The organism is Lamprobacter modestohalophilus, assembly GCF_016583905.1.
Classification (GTDB): Bacteria; Pseudomonadota; Gammaproteobacteria; order Chromatiales; family Chromatiaceae; genus Lamprobacter; species Lamprobacter modestohalophilus.
This window is the reverse complement of the sequence record NZ_NRRY01000026.1, coordinates 22,270-39,574: the sequence shown is the minus strand read 5'-3', so window position 1 is coordinate 39,574 and position 17,305 is coordinate 22,270. Positions and strand designations below refer to the sequence as shown.

The following is a 17,305-nucleotide window of genomic DNA, read 5'->3' as shown; positions in this document are numbered from 1 at the left end:
CTCGGGCAGCTTCACTCTGTCGACGGCGGGGGCTCGAGCTTTGCCTCTAGCCGGGCGAGCCGTTCTTCAAGCCCGGGGGTGTTCAGTTGCGGATCGCGCGCCTTGGTGTCGAAGGTCGGGTTGCCACGCCACCAGTCGACGCCCATCTCGACGGCGCGATCGACGGAGCAGATCAACAGTCGGACCTCGATCGTCAGCAGTTCCACCTCGACCAGTTTGACGCGGATATCGCCCGCAATCACAACCCCCTTATCCAGCAAGCGCTCGAGCAGGTCGGCGACTGTGGTGCTGTCGGTCGAATGGGTCAGATTGCGTTGATTGGTGGCCATGATGTTTCCTTAGAGCAGTCGGCCCAGCGGGCCGAGATCGATGTTCAAGTCCTCGTCGCGTAGGCCAAAGGCCTCGCGCACGCGTGCAAGCTCCTCGGCCTGACGCATCAGCGTGAGCCCAAGACGCTCAATCTCCTCGTCATCGAGCGAACCGGAGTCCATCCGTGCAATCGCTTGTCGCTCCAGAAGCTCGTGCAGCAGCTTGATCAGCGTCAGCACCAATTGCGCCAAGCCATCACGCACGCGCTCGCCATCGATCTCCAGGCGCTTGCGACCGCCTACTGAGCCGGTCCCTGAGAATCGGGTAGACGCCTGCAGCGACCTGTCCAGCGCATCCGGCAGCACCCCCTGAGGTTGTTTAGGATTTGCCGCCGTCGGCTGTTTGTCGTTCATGAGCCGCCTCTTGCTGCAACCGCCGCCCGGTCTCGACCGAGGTGATCAACGCCTGCAGATTGATGTAAATGAGATCAATATCGGCAACCGAGATGGTCAGATCAGCCACCACCACAGCGCCCTTGTTGAGGATGCGATCCAGCGCCTCGCACAGCGAGATGTGCTGCTGATCGGCTCCGGGCGTCCTCGCCCCGCCAGTGCCATTAACGAGATCTTGATCTTGACCCAGCCCCTGACTGCCACCGCTCGTGGTGCCAGCAGCGATGCCGATGCTTGCGCCGCTCACGCCAGGCTCGGCGGCTCGACCCTCGTCGCTCGGCGTGCTCATGCCGGCCCCCGCGTTGGGCGATAGAGGGCATCACCCAGACGCTTAAGCGCCTCAAGCCCCACTGGCTCCGCCTGCCGATAGACCAGCGTTTGCTGCAAGTCTGGAAAGCGTCGCCGCGCATGCGCCAGCTCGCGCGCCTCCCGTGCCTGCAACGCAGCGCAGAGGGAGCAGTCGCCGGCGGCCGGCGTGAGCTGGTTGACAAACAGTGCCGCGACCTGGATCTGCAGGCGCTTGAAGCCCATGATCAGATCTTCGGTCTCGGCCAGCCCAAGCGCCGTCGGCACGGTGACCAGATAACAGGCCGCCTGTTGCGGGTCGGCCAGCAGTGCGCGCAGCCGCTTGACCGCCTTCGCTAGCTCCACCAGATCCTGTGACAGCGCGGGCACGCGCAACACCTGGCGATACTTCAGCAGCAGCTGGAAAAACAGTTTCAGCCAGTCATGGATCAACTCCGGCAGCTCAAGCAGACGCAGCGTATGGCCGCTGGGCGCGGTGTCGAGGACCACAAGATCGTAGTGACCGCCATCAAGGTGGTCCATCACTCGGGTCAGGGCCATCAGCTCATCGAGTCCCGGTGGCGCCAGGTCCAGTAGATGCTCCATCGCCTCGCGATCAAAGGTGATGTCCAAATTGTTCAATGTGTCGGCAAGGAAGCCGCGCAGCTCATCTTGATACCGCTGTCGCAGCGACAAAAAGGCCTGCTCCGCCGAGAGCTCCTGGGCATCGAGACCGGCACAGACCGAGACCGGCTCCGGACCCAGCGCTTGCCCAAGACAGTCTGCTAGCGAATGCGCCGGATCGGTCGAAAACAACAGGATGCGCTGCTCGGGCTGCTCCGCCAGCAGCCGCAACGCCGTCGCGCTGGCGAGGGTGGTCTTACCCACGCCGCCCTTGCCCGTCAGCATCAGCAGGCGCAGGCTTGCCGGCGGCAACGGCGCTGGCGCGACCACTTGCGTCGGCAGCTCGGTCTCGGTCGCTAGCGCCTCGGCTGCGCGCGCAGCATCGGTTCGCTCGCCCTGCGCCAGCAGTTGCACCTGCGACCAGAGCCCCGTCAGGGCTTGCCCGCGGGGCTCATCAGCAAGCAGCGGTAGCGCCCAGAGCCTGACCTCGCGGCCAAGCTGATCGAAGGCCGCTAGCGCGCGCAATTGACGACGCCGTTCCAGCCGACAGAGCGCACAATCGGTTTCCGGCAGCAGCCGATTGACTACCAGCTCTTGGGTTCCGATACCCTGCGCATCGAGCAGCCGCAGCAGATCCGCGGTCTCCTCCACACTCATCGACTCGGCGAGCATCACCGGGATAAAGCGACAGCGCCTGCCATCCTCGATCAGCGCCGCCATAGCACGACGGCTGCCATCAAGCGCGAGCAGGAAGCGATCAAGATGATCTTGGCTCTGATCCTGCTTGAAGCGCCGACGCAGATAACGATGTTTTGCCAACAGCGCATCCAATGCCCTGATCCAGCGACTGATCAGCTCCGGCATCTCCAGCAGGCGCAGGGTATGTCCGGTCGGTGCCGTATCGACGATGATGCAATCGTAACGCTGCTGCTCGATCCAATCGGCCATCTCCAGATAGGCCGCTAGCTCATCCATGCCCGGCAGCGCCATTTCCATCAGCGCATGAATGTCCTCCTCGTCGAACAGCGTGCCACGGCTCGAGATCTCTTCCAGCTTGGCGCGATGCTGTTGCTTGAAGCGCGCGAGCGAGGCAACAGCATCCAGCTCAAGGGCCTCGAGATTGGCCGGAAGCGACATTCCAGCCAGCGCATCATTGAGCGAATGGGCAGGGTCGGTCGACAGCAGCAGCATTGACTCCGTGGGCCGCTGCTCGGCGATCTGTAAGGCTGCGGCACAGGCGCAGCTGGTCTTACCCACCCCACCTTTGCCGCCGAAATAGAGCAGCGCCAATGCGGGGTTATGCAAGAATTCAGGTTGTGTCGTCACAGTCATTCGCGGCCTTCCCAGTCATCCTCGCCATCCTCGCTGTCGGCCTCGTTATCCTCCGAATCCTCATCATTCGCCTCCGAAACCTCATTAACCGCATCCGCATCCGTATCATCCAGATCTTCATCTTCCGCATCGTCCTCATCCGCATAGTCCTCATCTGGCGCTTCATCCGCCTCGAGCTCATCGAGCCGGTCAAGCAGCGGTCCCTCGCGGCGGTCGAACTCCTCCTCATCGATCTGCTCGGTCTCGAGCATCATATAAAGGTCAGTAAGCTCGTTGCGAATTCGGGCCGCCTCGCCCTCCACCTCTTCGAGCGCAGCGTTATGGATCTCCTTAAACACCCAGAGCAGACCGCGATAGGGGCTGAGGAGGAGGTCATCGATTAGAAGCACATCACCGGCCTCATCCTGTGACTGGCCGGGCTGTCACGCAGCGACTGCCTAGCCGACCGCCGCTCGATTCGCTGACTGAGAGGGTGTCTGCAGATCGAGACCGACGAAATTGTGGGGAGCCCAAGGACCGTTGTAATCGAACAGAAAGTCGTTATTGAACCGCTTAGACGCCTGAAAGACACCTTTCTCGAACTCGGCCTGTCCGGCTTTGTCGACAAGACAAGCCAGATTCATCACCTCTTTTTCATGCTTTGTGGGATTCGCGACCACTTCTTCACAATAGCCGCGTAACACCTCGATGACCGCTGCAGTATGCCGCTCGCGCTCTTCCTGAACCAAGCGGTCGAACATCCGCCCTAGCTCGATCTTCTCTTCGCGTCGGTTATGCTCTTCTTGCATCACGTAATCGCGCATCTCGCGGAGGATTGGATGCATGCTGACGAAATACTCATAGATGTTACCGACGTCCCAAGAGACGCGGAGCCCCATTTCGACGCGCTGCCGCACCCGCTGTAACTGCTCCTCGATCGCCACGCGATTGCTGCTCAGGAGCGCTTGGACCGCAGGTGAACTCGAAGCGATGGTGCCGAAACGCATTGGCAACACGCTACCGAGTTCCAAAAGATGAGCCAGTACGGCCCGATGCGCCATCAGATGGCGTCGTTCCGGACGCACACGTCCGCTTTGGATATCACTGACGACGGCACCAATGTTACCCACATTGATGCCGTAGACCCGTTCCTTATTCAGCCCGGTCACACGATAGGCGGGGCTCTCTTCACCAACATCAACCAGTGCATAGATAAACTTTCCGCCCTGCGATTTCACATTACGAGCCATGATGATCCTACGGATTGTCCAATAGCGGTTCGATCTTGCATCTCAATAGCGAATTCGCAGCCCACGAGGCTGGCCTGTTGGCTCATTCGAGGTGACTGTACTACGGGTCTCCGAGCGACTGCCTACGCGCGCCCGCTCACCCTGTTTGGTTGGCCTTTGCACGCCCTCCGCTCCCGCCTCGACCAGCAGGCCCTGCATTTCGCCCTCGATCTCACCCAGGCGCTGATTAATGCCATCGATCCGGCCTTGAGCCGCGTCTCGCTCAAGCCCTCGGCGATACCGCTCGAGCTCCAGCGCACCCAATTGAAAATAGCTGGCATAGCGGCGTTGATTCTTGTTCGAGCTCCGCCCAGCAACCGTCTTGATATCACCCAACGTGCGCGGCGGGCGCGTTGTCTTGATCGCCATCATCAACTCCTAAACGTATTCAATTTTGTCGCAAAAGAAGCGTTGACAGCCTTCACCTTTGCTTGGACTTGAGCGCGAGTACCCTCATCCCCTGGCTGCGCGCCAACCGGCGGGCAGACCTGTTTGATCACGCTGTCGACCAGTTGATGGAAGATCGACTGCCCATCATGCAGGACCTTCGCGCTTTCGGTGCTGACCACGTCATAGCAGACACCATGAAAGAAGCGATCACCAAAGCGAGCGCGGCCATCAACCATGCCAAGGATCTTGCCAATCGCAATACCCGCGCGCAGGGTCGGTCGCGTCTTATTCTCGCCACTGCCCCGCAGTTCGCGAATGATGTCGACAATATGACCAGCCTCAAGCTCATCAATGCCTGCCTTCGCCTTGACGATCTCGATCTCGGTATCACGATCCGGCGGATTCAGACGGATCGTGATCATCCGATCTGCAAGCGCATCCTGGGTCTTGTGCGTGCCAGCGTATTCCTCTGGATTAGAGGTAAAGATGGCGCGAAAATCGCCGCCGACATCGAGATAGCCTTCACCCGCTGTGCGTAATCCCGGCAGGTTCAAGATCCCCTCCGACATCACCGAGAGCAGCACATTGTTCGCCTCTGGCCGTGAGCGGTTGAATTCATCGTAGATCAGCGTATCGCCATTGCGACAGGCCGTCGTCAACCGATTATCAACCCACATCTGCCGCATCTCTTCCTCGGTGCGTACCACCGAGTGGATGTAATTATCAACCACCTTACTGCGCCGATAGCCGGCATCATTGGTGCCGATGAGGTCAGAGACGCTAAACTCATCATTGCCATGAATCAGCGTCACCGGCCGGCCCCAGAGCGCGGCCAGATGGAAGGCCATGGTGGTCTTGCCAGTCCCGGAAGGGCCAGCAAGATGCACCGGATAACCGGCCCGCAGATAGACCAGCGCCCGATTTGTCACCTCTTCTACATAGGGCGTGGAGACAAAGCTCTCGCTTGCTTCAGGGACAACGAGGTCTTCATCATTAAGACCAACATCGGGTCGAAGACTTTCCAGCGTCATAATTCAATTCCAGGCTCTGCGCACATCGCGACATCATTAAAGCAGCTAACTCAATCGGGTCGGAACAAGACCGAGCGCTGATCTTGGCGACCCGCTCAGGTCGCAACCAGCGCTCAGGCATTGATCCCTTTCTTAGTCGCCCGTTTTCGGCTCCTTCGCCTTTGCTGCTTGCTGAGCGTTTGGCTTCTTCGTGTCGCGCTCAGCTGCCGAAGGCTTGCTCTCTTTCGCAGCAGGCTGAGGCTGAGCCTGTGCATGCATCGCTGTGGGCTTGCTTGGCTTGCTAGGAGCCGCTGGTCGCCGGCCAATCGGATCACTAAAGTTGCCACTGCCGAACAATTGCCTCACCCCATCCAGATCCTTAGCCACCGAGCTCTGGATCTCAGCGACCTGGCTGCCCAGTTCCTTGATGAAAGCGATTCGCGCCTGAGCATCCGTCGCAGCCTGTTCGCTGCGCTCCCGCCTGAAGCCACCAACCAGTTCAGCAACCTGACGCCCGGTATTGGCGACGAATCCAGCACGCGCAAAGGCATCCTCATTGACAGACGCCAGGTAATCGGAGCGAAACGCGCTCATCTTCTGTTTGAAGTCGCCAAGCGTCCCGCGGATGTCGTCAGCGATCGCCTCGACCTGCGCGCGACGCTCACCGGCCGCAGCCGCCGCCTGCTCGACCCTGGTTTGATGCAGGGTTTGCATCCTGTCGCGCACACCTTGGTTCAAAGCGTTGATATCTTGCTCCAAGCCGGCGAGAAACTGCTGACGCGAGGCTCGGTCAGCCGCACCCTGGTTGGCTCGCGTCGCGGCAAAGCCGGTGAGCATGCGCTCAACCATTGATGCACGATCCGCAAGCTGCTCGGAGCGCCCCTGTTGAGCCTGCGCGCGGACCTCGCGCGCGCGATCGATATCGCCGCGCAAATGCGTCATATCATCTAAAATCTTGCCCATCATCTGTCTCCTCTAACCTATCTCCTCAGGCCAATCTAAGACCAACAAGTCCCGCCTGTTGGCAAGCCAACAGGCGGAACCTCCTCGAGGACTCATCAAAGTGATCAGTTAACCCCGAGGCTGCCATGACTTCATGTCATTCAGGCGGGCGCTGCAGCGCTGGCGGTCAGGCCAATGGCCTCAGCATACTTCAGGTAGGTCTCAACCGAAGCCACGACCACGCGGGCCTCAACCGAGAGCAGCTCGATACCAACCAGCGAGACCTTAACCCACGCATCAACCACGATGCCTTTGTCGAGGATGCGATCAACAACTTCGGCCAGACTTGAGGAGTCAGTGGATTTTGCGATGTTAGCCATGTATCTACTCCTATGCGGCAAAGCGCATTTAACTTCAGAGACAGTGCGGTTGCGCTGTCAGTGATAAGGTTGCAACTCATGGGCCAAGATCGACGACAGGAAGAAAAAAAGTCCAAGCTATTGATTTATATTGCCAAAAGATCAGCTTGGCTTGTCCAGAAAAATCGTCTTGGCTAATATTCTGATCGATAAACCATGGAACAGATTCCATAGGTATGGTAACCAAGCCATAGTGATTGAGAATTATTAACGGCTAGCAAGTGGGTCGTCAGACCCCTCTGCCACTGGCGGCTCAGGATCGAGGGCGTCCAGCAGTGCTTGATGCGAGAAAGGCTTGGCCACGAAGCGCTGAATGCTGCCCTCGCTCAAGGCCGCGGTCACGGTCTGATCATCGCTGTAATAGAAGGCCGAGATCAGTACAATCCAGGCCTCAGGATTGAGCAGGCGAATGCGCCGTGCCAAGTCCAGCCCATTCATATCCTGGAGCTTGGCATCCACAATGATGCGCTCGAAGGACTCGTGCTGAAGTCGCGACAGGGCCTCCGAGCCGCTGTTCAGACTCAATAGCCGATAACGCGGAGGACGTAAGAGCGCCTTGATGGCCCAGCAAATATTGGGCTCGTCATCGACCAGTAGGACGCTGACCTCGCGCATTGCTCAAGCCGCTGTGACCCTTATCACAGGATCGGCAGCTGAACACGGAAGGTACTTCCCTCACCCACTCGACTGGTCACACTGATCGAGCCAAGATGGCGCTGGATGATGGAATAGCAGATCGACAGCCCGAGTCCGGTGCCGTTTGGCGTCTGTCGACTGGTATGGAAAGGGTCGAAGATCTTCTGTAGCTCGCTGCTCGGAATGCCGACACCGGTGTCAGTCACATCAACAAGCGCCAGGTTCTGCACCTGACGCAGCTCAACCCGTAGCTCGCCGCCATCCGGCATGGCGTTAATGGCATTCAAGAGCAGATTCAAGAACACCTGCTGCAGCAGATTCGGGATCGCCCGCAGCTGCAGATGAGGAACCTCGAGGCTCAATGTCAAACTGATCTGCTGGACCTTGACCTGATTGGCCACTAATTCGGTCGTATCCTTCAGCACAGCACATAAATCGGTTTCCTGCATCTCGTCATCGGCCGAAGGCCGCGCAAAGCGCAGCAGATTCTCAATGATGCCCGAGGCCTTCTCGACACTGGCCTTGATCTTATCGATGCATTCACGGCGCAGATCCGCATCCAGATCCGGATCATCCAGAAACTGCACGGCGGAGTAGCAGGTTGACAAGGGATTGCGGATCTCGTGCGCGATGCCACCGGCCATCACCCCAAGCGCCGCCAGCTTTTGCGATTGGCGCAGATGCATCTCCAGCTCTCGCCGCTCGGTGAGATCACGCCCTACCGCCACCATGCCGATCATCTCGCCATAGTCATCGCGCATCGCCGAGAACACCCAAGACACCAACAGCGACTGTCCCGAGCCGGTCGGCAATCGCCATTCCGCCGTCTGCGACTGGCTGCCGGCCTTGATCTGCGCCAGCACTCTTGAGGCCTCATCGATGTCTTCTTCGGCGCAGAGCTGCGCAAACCAGCGACCGGACACATCAGCAGCCGATAATCCTGACAGGGTCTCAGCCGCCGGATTCCAGGTTCGGATGCGGCCCTCGTTATCGGTCGACAGCACGATATCACTGGCGCTTTCGACCACCGACGCCAGACGTCGCTCGACCCGGCGCACCTCTTCCGATAGGCGAGCCCGCTCGCTGACATCCTCCACGAACAGCATCACCCGCTTCGATCCGTTCTCACAAGACAAGGGCACGATCGAGTAGAAATAGACCCGCCTGGAAATGCCCGGCGCACGATAGCTCATCTGCTCCCCGCGCATCGGCTGGCCGCTGCGGAAGACCTGCTCGATGTTGGCCTGCAGGTCGGTGCGCTCTAGGATGACACGCGGAAAGACCTCGGTAATCCGGCGCCCGAGGGTATCGCGCTCACGACGACGGCTCTTCTCCAAAAAATGCTGATTGACGGCGCAAATGCGCAAGGATTCACTGACCAACAAGACGGTCGAGGGAATCCCATCGAGCAGTTGTTGATAGCCAAGGGGTAGGTTGTCGTGATCGCTGGGGTCAGACATGATGATCCGCTGAATCTGCAGGCGGGAGCTCCGCGAGCGCAGCAAAATGAAAAGGGGGCCAAGGCCCGCTCAACAGCCAGGGCGCGGAGGCGGTCTCTGCAGCGCGGCTCAGCGCGGCCTCATGCAGCACTGCATCCACCTGCTCCAACTGTTCCCGCGGCACCAGATAATGTGCCGAGACCATCGCCTGCCCCGCAAACCAGCCCGACTCGATGTCGCGCCGCCGCACCAGTCCAGTCAGCGGCTGATCGAGCGCCTCGGCCGCGCGCACTGCCGCCTGCTCCGCGGCAAGCCTCTGCTTGCGCCCGAGCAGATAGGAGCGTCCACGGCGCAGCTCAGCGCCCGACGGCGCTGAGTCCGTGACCGGCTCCAAGTCCATTTCCAAGCCTACAGCCAAGCCTGCTGCACCCAAACCTGAGCCCAAACCTGAGCTCAAGCCTGAGCCCAAGCCAGTCTCCGCAGCCACCACAGGAATCCGCAGACTCAGCTCGACGCAGTCCTCGAGCTCCTCGAGCAGCGCCCGATAACGATGCTGCTGTTCGCCTAGGTGCGCCTCTACAGCTGCGGTATCAGCAAACACGCAGCCATAACGCAACGGGATCACGGTCATCGTCCGATGCAAGGCCTCGATCGCACGGCCAAAGGCGAGTGCCGCTTGCGCATCTTGCGCATTTTGTGAAGCCTCTGCGTTCTCGCCGACCCAGGCCGTCAAGCCATGCGCCGAGACCGCCTGCAAGGGGGTATCCAGTGCATCGGTCGCTGCATCGGTCGCGGCATCAATCGCGCTATTCGCCTCATCCGTCTCATCCGTCTCATCCGCGACCAACCCCCGCGGCGGCATCGAGCCGCGATCAGCGCCAATGCAATAGAGCATGAGCCCCATGACCGACTCAGGGCGCCTTTCCACAGAAACTATAGGGCGCGAAAGGCCCCTTACAGGCCAAGCGCAAGCCCCGAACCGCCTGCACAGCTCGCGCCTCGTCGAGGATCTGGTGAAAGTGCGCCGTCTCTTGCTGCCTCACCAGCACCGCCCAATTGAAGACCCATCCCTGATCGGCCTGCAGCTGCCGCTCGCAAAAACCCGCACACTGCCGACGCAAGGTCTCGGCCAGGGGCGCGGTGCGCATCAACAGCCAGGCATCGAGATCGCGCGCCAGCTCACGCCGCAGGCGCTGCTTCTCCAGATGCTGCCGCCCCAATGACACCGCCGGCACATAACGCCCACTCGCGATCGCCTCATCCATGCGCGCATCCAGTGCTGCCTCCCGATCCAAGTGCCCCTGGACCGCCCACTCGCGACAGCCCCGCAGCCGCTCCAAGGCCGACTCAATCTGCTCGCGCCGAGCATCCAAGGCCTCGCGTAACGCCTGTCTCGATGAAAACAGGGTACCGAGCGGCAGCGGAAAGACGGTGCACTGTGCCATCAACCGCTCGATCACCGCCTCATGCGCCAAGGCGCGCGGCCCCAGCCAGCCCAGATCGGCAAGATTCTGCTCGCCCTGCGGCCCACGAAACGCTGTCAGCAACACCGCACTCACAATCGCCGTCAAGCCGGCATGGTGCAGCGCCATCAGCGGTCGTGCGGCATCAATGCCCGGCACATCCAACCGCATCGGCTCGGCGCTGCGCACCACGGCATAGAGATACAGCGCCTCGCCATCCTTCAGCTCAGTGACAGCGTCAACAGCCATCAGCAGATATCCGGGCCCATCAGCTCCTGCAGCGCGCTGTTGATATCGTCCAGCTCCAGCTGCACCGCCGCCACCGCCAGCGGATCACCACCGCCCTGCGCAACGGCCCGGCGAATCGCCCGCAGCGCCGCGCGATTGCAGAGCGCTGCCAGCTCAGCACCACTGGTGCCATCGGTACTGATCGCGAGCTGTTCGACATCCACCGCCTCAGCCCCCGGCTTACCCCGCAGATGCACAGCCAGGATGGCGCGCCGATCCAGCTCGGTCGGCAGCGGAATCTCCACCACCTCATCGAAGCGGCCGGGGCGCAACATGGCCGCATCGATCAGATCAGCGCGGTTGGTGGCACCCAGTACGAACACGCCCTTCAGCTCCTCCAGCCCGTCCAGCTCGGCCAGGAACTGACTCAACACCCGCTCTGCCACATGCGAATCGGTCGCGCCCGCACCGCGCGCCGGCACCACCGCATCCACCTCATCCAAGAAGATGATGCAGGGTGCCGCCTGACGCGCCTTATGAAACAGCTCCCGCACCCCGGCCTCAGACTCACCGACGTAGCGCGACATCAGCTCCGGACCCTTCACGGCGATGACATTGACCCCGCTCTCATTCGCCACCGCCTTCGCGATCATGGTCTTGCCCACCCCAGGCGGACCCGCCAACAACAGCCCCTTCGGGGGTCGAACGCCCGCCTGCTCAAACAGCTGCGGATAGCTCAGCGGCCACTCGACCGCCTCCACCAAACGCTGTCGAATCGCATCCAACCCGCCGACATCGTCCCAGTGGACATCGGGCACCTCGACGAACAGCTCACGGATCGCCGAGGGCTCGACCTCGCGCAGCGCGGTGACGAAATCCTCCATATCAACGGTCACACCGGTGAGCCGATCGATCGGCATCTCCGCCAGCGAGACGCCGATATCCGGCAGCAGGCGGCGCAAGGTGCTCATCGCCGCCTCGCGACACAGCGCCTCGAGATCCGCCCCGACGAAGCCATGGGTGATCTCCGCCAGCTGCGCCAGCGCCACATCCTCATTCAGCGGCATGCCGCGACTATGGATCTCGAGGATCTCGCGGCGTCCAACGCGATCCGGGATCGGGATCGCCAGCTCGCGATCGAAGCGCCCGGGCCGACGCAAGGCCGGATCGATCGCATTCGGCAGGTTGGTCGCCGCGATCACGATCAGATTCTGGCGCCGCGTCAAGCCATCCATCAGCGCCAACAGCTGCGCCACGATGCGCTTCTCGACATCGCCGACCACCTTATCGCGACGCGGCGCAATGGCGTCGATCTCATCCATGAAGATGATGCTCGGCCCCTTGCGCGCGGCCTCCTCGAAGATCTTGCGCAGATGGGCCTCACTCTCGCCATAGAACTTATGCACGATCTCCGGCCCGCTCACGCTGAAGAAGTTAGCGTGGCTCTCCTGGGCAATGATGCGCGCAATCAGGGTCTTACCGCAGCCGGGCGGGCCATGCAGCAAGATGCCCTTGGGCGCATCGATGCCAAGCCGCTCGAACACCTGCGGATGGCGCAGCGGCAGCTCGATCATCTCGCGAATACGCTGCACCTGGCTGCGCAGGCCACCGACATCCTCATAGGTCATGGTGGTGCTGGGCGGTGCTGCTTTCGCATGCTCGCTGCGCTTGCCAATCACCAGCGAGGTGGTGGGGTTGATCACCACCGCCCCGCGTGGATCGCAATCGGCCACCGTAAAATCTGCCGACCGACTGCCGAACAGCGAGGCGCGCACCAGATCACCCTTCACCACCGGCAGCCCATCCAATAGGCCCCCGATGTAGTCGAGATCGCGCTTTCCAGGCGTCACCGTCGTCGGGATAAGCACCACCTGTCGGGCCGGCTGCCAGGGCAGCGGCTGCACCAGCGCCTGCTCATCCACCGCCACCTCGGCATTCTTGCGCGTGATGCCGTCGAGCTGAACGCAACCCTTGCCACGCATCTGCGGATAGGCCGGCATCACCTTCGCAACGCTCGCTGCAGCACCCTTGATCTGCACGATATCGCCCAGCTCCAAACCCAGTCGGTCGATATCGACCGGATCGAGGCGCGCATAACCGCGCCCGGCGTCCTTTGGCAAGGCCTCGGCAACCTTGAGCTTCAGTGGCTCGGACATCGGTCTCTCCTAGTAGCAGTATGGTCGTCAGCGCGCTCGCACGCCCAATTAGGTGCCCAATTAGGTCAAACGAACTTCGAGGATGCCGTTGCGGCAGCTATAGGCCAGCTTGTTCGGATCGCAGACCCGCGGCAGCAGGATCTCTTTGCGATACTTCTTCTCGCCGCGCTCGGCCTGCAGCAACAGGATGTCCTCGTCCAGTTCCAGCTTGACATCTTCATCGGCAATGCCCGGCAGCTCTGCGACCACCTTGATGTGATCCTGCTCGTCGAAGACATCGATCATCGGCTCAGTCACCTCCTGCACCACCGAGACACCGGTGTGCTCATCGCGGCGCACATTGCCAAACGGCTCTACCTTCGGCTCGCTGGCGGTAGCGCCGTCGCCGCCAGCACCAAACCTGACCGAAAACCCATAGACGGCCTTCATGTCCTGACCACTATCGGACTGCAGATCGAACTGACCACTGCGCTTGAGCTGCTCGCCGGTCTCGGCCAGTTGCCCTAGCTTCTCAACCAGGTCACCAAGACCATGCAGCACACCTTCGATACCGCCACCCGCCTGCGATCGATCACTCATCATTCACCTCACTGATGCTGTAGTCCGAATTGTTTCAATTTGTTATGGATCGTCTTGTAATCGACCTGCAGCAGCCGTGCGGCCTCGGCCTTATTGCCATGCGCCAATCCCAGGGCCTTATCCAAGAGCGCGCGCTCCAATTGCTGCTTGCTGTCTAACAAGATCTCGCGCATCGAGCGCTCACCGACAGGCAGCGCCTGCGCAGCGGTCACCGGCGCACCGGCCGCTGCCAGCACCGAGCGGTCCCGGCTCCGCAGCTGGATATGCTCAACATCGATCTGCTCCTCGGCGAGCAGCGCGGCGCGCCTGACTACCGCTCGCAATTCGCGCACATTGCCGGGCCAATCGAAGGCCAGCAGGCGCTGCTGCGCGGCCGCGGAGAAGCTCGGCACCGGCTTCGCCAGATCGATCTCGGCCTGCCGGCGAAACTGCTCCGCGAGGTGCAGGATGTCTTCACGCCGCTCACGTAGCGGCGGCACACAGAGCTGAAACTCATTCAGCCGATACCAGAGATCCTCGCGAAAACGACCGTCCTCGACGGCCTGCTGCAGATCCTCATGAGTAGCCACCAGCACCCGGCAATCGATCTTGATCGGCTGCTGACCGCCCACCCGGTAGAGCACCCGCTCCTGCAGCACCCGCAGCATCGAGGCCTGCGCCTGCAGTGGCATGTTGCCGATCTCATCCAAGAACAGCGTGCCCCCGGCGGCCGCCTCGAATTTGCCGATACTGCGGCTATCGGCGCTGGTGAAGGCGCCTTTCTCATGCCCAAACAGCTCGCTCTCGAGCAGCGACGCCGCGATGGCACCGCAGTCGACCGCGATAAACGGCCCCTCCGAGCGGGCGCTAAACGTATGCAGGGTACGCGCGACAAGCTCCTTACCGGTCCCGGTCTCGCCCTGGATGATCACCGAGAAATTGCTCTCAGCAACCGCCGCCATGTCCCGCACCAGCCGCTGCACCCGGGGGCTCGATCCCATCGTCGCCCTGAGGTGGCTCTGCAGCGAGGTCGCTTTGGTGGCGTTGGTATGAGCCTGAGTACCGGCACTTGATGCCTGGGCACCTGCAAGCACACTGTCCTCAGCCTGCTTGACCACCTGCTTCAACACGCTTACCGCGTGCCGGTTATCAAACGGCTTCGCCAGGTAATCCGCGGCCCCGGCCTTGATGGCCTCGACCGCCTGCGACACCCCGGCAAACGAGGTCATCATCACCACCGGCAGCTGTGGATGGCTGCTGTGTACACGCCGCAGCACCTCCATCCCATCCGGCCCCGGCATCTTCACATCCATCAACATCACGTCGGGCATGCGCTGGTTAACACAGCTCAGCGCACTGTTGCCGTCGTGGGTTGTACGCACATCGAAGCCACCACGGCTGAGCACCAGGCTCAGCATGCCGCAAAGATCCTGATCGTCATCGACGATCAAGGCCTCTGGACTGGCCTCGACGGGGCCTGCAGCCGCGGTCATTGAACCTCCGCCGAACTGAGCGCTGGCTTGCCAACCGGATACCGCAGCTGGATATCGGCATCGAGGTGGGCTTCGACGTTATGCAGCAGCCCGATGAAGAGAATGCCCACCTCGCCCTGCTGCAGTGTTTGATTGATCCGATGACCGATCCAGGCATCACGCTGGCTCAATAAGGCTGCTGCCGTGACATCCTTCTCGGCATCCGGCGCTTTAATCGCAAGCAGCTGTTTTTGCAGTTGATATTCGTCAACTAACAGGTCGCCAGACTCGGTGCCCATGAGCTCAGCACCGCGCTCGATCAGCTGCTGTAGGAGCCGGTGATTGCGACTGCCACCGGCAGCAAGCTCGTCGACGATCGCCTTTTCCTGCTCACACACCGGCAGGCCGTCTTGGTAGAGACGCCAGCCTGAAGGGCCAATTGGAAGCGACTCCAACACCTGCTCGATCTGATCCCAGACCAGACTGATGGTCTGTTCATGCTGTTGCCGCGCGGCCTCGCTTGTCCGAGCCTGAGCCACAGCCCCGGCGAGCCCGCCCAAATCTTCTGCGGTATGAATAATCGGTAGATAGATCAGTATGCGCATCCTGTTCATCCTGACGAGCAACCCGCCTGCGGAGCCGTTGCGTTCAAGTGATGTCGAACCGTCAGCTGTGAAACAGGCAGGCTGACTGGAAAGGGTCAATGATCACCATGGACCCTTCATGGATTACGCGCAACCGAACTTGACACTTCTTCATGAAGAAGCTACGCCGTTCGAAGCCTGACCGTGCCAGGCGCTGCATGCTGAGAATCTCCTGCGAGCCGGTACTGGAGTTTGCGATCTTCGCGGGCGTGCTGCCGTCATGGGTGCTCTATTCGCCGATCTTGATCGGCCTTGTGACGATTTTTCCTGTCGGATCTGCGACACGCCCTGAGCCACATCGGGTCGGAGCCGCTCCAAAAACCTCGGCCCTCATCGATAAGCCATTGATTTTAAATCCTATCAAATCTGGCCCAGAGTTTGCTTAAAAGCCAATAACGCGCAACCGGCGATGCCGAAGCAGCACGATCGACGCTGCTCCGACAGTGCCTCCGGTACAATCCGCCATTGGAGTTCAGACCGATGTCGCTGACCGAGACTTCGACGCCCCCATGGGTCTGCATCAACGACACCACGCTGCGCGATGGCGAGCAGTCGGCCGGTGTCGCCTTCTCGCTTGATGAGAAGCTGGCGATCGCACGCGGGCTCGATGCCCTCGGCGTGCCCGAGCTGGAGGTCGGCATCCCGGCCATGGGCGAAGACGAGCGTGACTCGATCCGGGCCGTCGCTGACCTTGGGCTCAACGCGCGCCTGATGGTCTGGGGACGCATGTGCAGTGCGGATATCGATGCCTGCATCGATCTCGGCGTCGACCTAGTCGATCTCTCGATCCCGGTCTCCGATCAGCAGATCACACGCAAGCTCGGCCGCGACCGCCCCTGGGTACTGGACTGCATCGCCCGGGAGGTCCGTATCGCGCGTGAGCAAGGGCTCGAGGTCGGTATCGGCTGTGAGGATGCCTCGCGGGCCGATCCCGACTGGCTCAAGCAGGTCGCCGAGGCCGCGCAGCAGGCTGGTGCACGCCGGCTGCGCTTCGCCGACACCGTCGGCCTACTCGACCCCTTCGGCACCTTCGAGCGCATCCGCGATCTGGCCAGCGTCTGCGACTGCGAGATCGAGATGCACGCGCATGACGACCTTGGCCTGGCCACGGCGAACACCTTGGCCGCGGTGCGTGCCGGCGCCACCCATGTGAACACCACCGTGCACGGTCTTGGCGAGCGCGCGGGTAACGCCGCGCTCGAAGAGGTCGTGATGGGGCTCAAGCATGTGCAGAAGATCGCAACCGGCGTTGACCTGACCCGGTTCGAGGCCTTATCCAAGCTCGTCGAGCAGGCCTCCGGCCATGCCATCGGCTGGCACAAGAGCCTGGTCGGCGATGGTGTCTTCACCCACGAGGCGGGCATCCATGTCGACGGCCTGCTCAAAGACCCACTGAACTATCAGGGGATCGACCCCGCAGAGGTCGGTCGCCAGCATCAGATCGTGCTCGGCAAACATTCTGGCCGCCAGGCGATTCGGCTCGCCTACGAGCAACTGCTGCAGCTCGATATCAACGCCATGCAGGCGGAGCGGGTGCTACCACTGCTGCGCCGCTTTGTCACCGAAACCAAGCGCGCCCCGGCCAGCACCGACCTGCGGCGGTTCTTGGAACAGACCACAAGCCCAGCGGCGACCGGCCAGAGACGGTTAGCCTGAGCCAACACCGAGACCAAGGCAC

General features: G+C 61.3%; 20 protein-coding genes. 2 read left to right on the top strand and 18 right to left on the bottom strand.

Annotated elements, in window-relative coordinates:
• Positions 1 to 11: 11 nt before the first annotated feature.
• The 18 genes from CKO42_RS15330 to CKO42_RS15245 all read right to left on the bottom strand — a co-directional run bounded on the left by CKO42_RS15330 (position 12) and on the right by CKO42_RS15245 (position 15,588).
• Complete coding sequence (locus CKO42_RS15330; protein ID WP_200245908.1) at positions 12 to 329, bottom strand: gas vesicle protein; 318 nt, start codon at positions 327 to 329, stop codon at positions 12 to 14.
• 9 nt (positions 330 to 338) lie between these two features.
• A complete protein-coding gene (locus tag CKO42_RS15325) occupies positions 339 to 722 on the bottom strand; it encodes a gas vesicle protein K (protein ID WP_200245905.1) in 384 nt (127 codons plus the stop codon).
• Entirely contained in the window at positions 688 to 1,050 is a 363-nt protein-coding gene (locus tag CKO42_RS15320; RefSeq protein ID WP_200245898.1) for a gas vesicle protein, read from the bottom strand. Before CKO42_RS15320 ends, CKO42_RS15325 begins: the two co-directional genes overlap by 35 nt.
• The gene (locus CKO42_RS15315; protein ID WP_200245896.1) at positions 1,047 to 3,002 is read right to left on the bottom strand and encodes an ArsA family ATPase; all 1,956 of its coding nucleotides are present in this window, start codon (positions 3,000 to 3,002) and stop codon (positions 1,047 to 1,049) included. Before CKO42_RS15315 ends, CKO42_RS15320 begins: the two co-directional genes overlap by 4 nt.
• Complete coding sequence (locus CKO42_RS15310) at positions 2,999 to 3,391, bottom strand: gas vesicle protein GvpG (RefSeq protein WP_200245895.1); 393 nt, start codon at positions 3,389 to 3,391, stop codon at positions 2,999 to 3,001. The genes CKO42_RS15315 and CKO42_RS15310 overlap by 4 nt, the downstream gene beginning before the upstream one ends.
• Before the next feature lie 48 nt (positions 3,392 to 3,439).
• Positions 3,440 to 4,231, bottom strand: coding sequence for a GvpL/GvpF family gas vesicle protein (locus tag CKO42_RS15305; RefSeq protein WP_200245887.1), 792 nt, complete (start codon positions 4,229 to 4,231; stop codon positions 3,440 to 3,442).
• A gap of 42 nt (positions 4,232 to 4,273) precedes the next feature.
• Positions 4,274 to 4,639, bottom strand: a complete 366-nt coding sequence (locus tag CKO42_RS15300) for a hypothetical protein (protein WP_200245885.1) — start codon at positions 4,637 to 4,639, stop codon at positions 4,274 to 4,276.
• A gap of 2 nt (positions 4,640 to 4,641) precedes the next feature.
• Positions 4,642 to 5,691: a gas vesicle protein GvpN gene (gene gvpN, locus CKO42_RS15295; protein ID WP_200245883.1), complete on the bottom strand. Its 1,050-nt coding sequence runs from the start codon at positions 5,689 to 5,691 to the stop codon at positions 4,642 to 4,644.
• Positions 5,692 to 5,823: 132 nt separating this feature from the next.
• Complete coding sequence (locus CKO42_RS15290; RefSeq protein ID WP_200245881.1) at positions 5,824 to 6,633, bottom strand: hypothetical protein; 810 nt, start codon at positions 6,631 to 6,633, stop codon at positions 5,824 to 5,826.
• Between the two features lie 140 nt (positions 6,634 to 6,773).
• Positions 6,774 to 6,992, bottom strand: coding sequence for a gas vesicle structural protein GvpA (gene gvpA / locus CKO42_RS15285; RefSeq protein WP_200245878.1), 219 nt, complete (start codon positions 6,990 to 6,992; stop codon positions 6,774 to 6,776).
• Between the two features lie 246 nt (positions 6,993 to 7,238).
• Positions 7,239 to 7,646: a response regulator gene (locus tag CKO42_RS15280; RefSeq protein ID WP_200245863.1), complete on the bottom strand. Its 408-nt coding sequence runs from the start codon at positions 7,644 to 7,646 to the stop codon at positions 7,239 to 7,241.
• A gap of 23 nt (positions 7,647 to 7,669) precedes the next feature.
• Positions 7,670 to 9,127 (bottom strand): PAS domain-containing sensor histidine kinase, encoded by a 1,458-nt coding sequence (locus tag CKO42_RS15275; RefSeq protein WP_200245861.1) that lies wholly within the window; start codon positions 9,125 to 9,127, stop codon positions 7,670 to 7,672.
• On the bottom strand, positions 9,120 to 10,010 hold the full coding sequence (locus CKO42_RS15270; protein WP_200245859.1) for a GvpL/GvpF family gas vesicle protein: 891 nt from the start codon (positions 10,008 to 10,010) through the stop codon (positions 9,120 to 9,122). The genes CKO42_RS15275 and CKO42_RS15270 overlap by 8 nt, the downstream gene beginning before the upstream one ends.
• A 7-nt stretch (positions 10,011 to 10,017) precedes the next feature.
• The gene (locus CKO42_RS15265) at positions 10,018 to 10,818 is read right to left on the bottom strand and encodes a GvpL/GvpF family gas vesicle protein (RefSeq protein ID WP_200245857.1); all 801 of its coding nucleotides are present in this window, start codon (positions 10,816 to 10,818) and stop codon (positions 10,018 to 10,020) included.
• Positions 10,818 to 12,953, bottom strand: a complete 2,136-nt coding sequence (locus CKO42_RS15260; protein WP_200245855.1) for a CDC48 family AAA ATPase — start codon at positions 12,951 to 12,953, stop codon at positions 10,818 to 10,820. Before CKO42_RS15260 ends, CKO42_RS15265 begins: the two co-directional genes overlap by 1 nt.
• Positions 12,954 to 13,013: 60 nt before the next feature.
• On the bottom strand, positions 13,014 to 13,532 hold the full coding sequence (locus tag CKO42_RS15255; RefSeq protein WP_200245853.1) for an Hsp20/alpha crystallin family protein: 519 nt from the start codon (positions 13,530 to 13,532) through the stop codon (positions 13,014 to 13,016).
• Positions 13,533 to 13,540: 8 nt separating this feature from the next.
• The gene (locus CKO42_RS15250; RefSeq protein ID WP_200245845.1) at positions 13,541 to 15,004 is read right to left on the bottom strand and encodes a sigma-54-dependent transcriptional regulator; all 1,464 of its coding nucleotides are present in this window, start codon (positions 15,002 to 15,004) and stop codon (positions 13,541 to 13,543) included.
• Entirely contained in the window at positions 15,001 to 15,588 is a 588-nt protein-coding gene (locus tag CKO42_RS15245) for a hypothetical protein (protein WP_200245843.1), read from the bottom strand. The genes CKO42_RS15250 and CKO42_RS15245 overlap by 4 nt, the downstream gene beginning before the upstream one ends.
• A gap of 152 nt (positions 15,589 to 15,740) precedes the next feature.
• Between CKO42_RS15245 and CKO42_RS15240 the strand changes: the two genes are divergently transcribed.
• Positions 15,741 to 16,013: a hypothetical protein gene (locus CKO42_RS15240; protein ID WP_200245841.1), complete on the top strand. Its 273-nt coding sequence runs from the start codon at positions 15,741 to 15,743 to the stop codon at positions 16,011 to 16,013.
• Between the two features lie 94 nt (positions 16,014 to 16,107).
• Positions 16,108 to 17,283, top strand: a complete 1,176-nt coding sequence (gene nifV, locus CKO42_RS15235; protein ID WP_200245839.1) for a homocitrate synthase — start codon at positions 16,108 to 16,110, stop codon at positions 17,281 to 17,283.
• Positions 17,284 to 17,305: the final 22 nt, after the last annotated feature.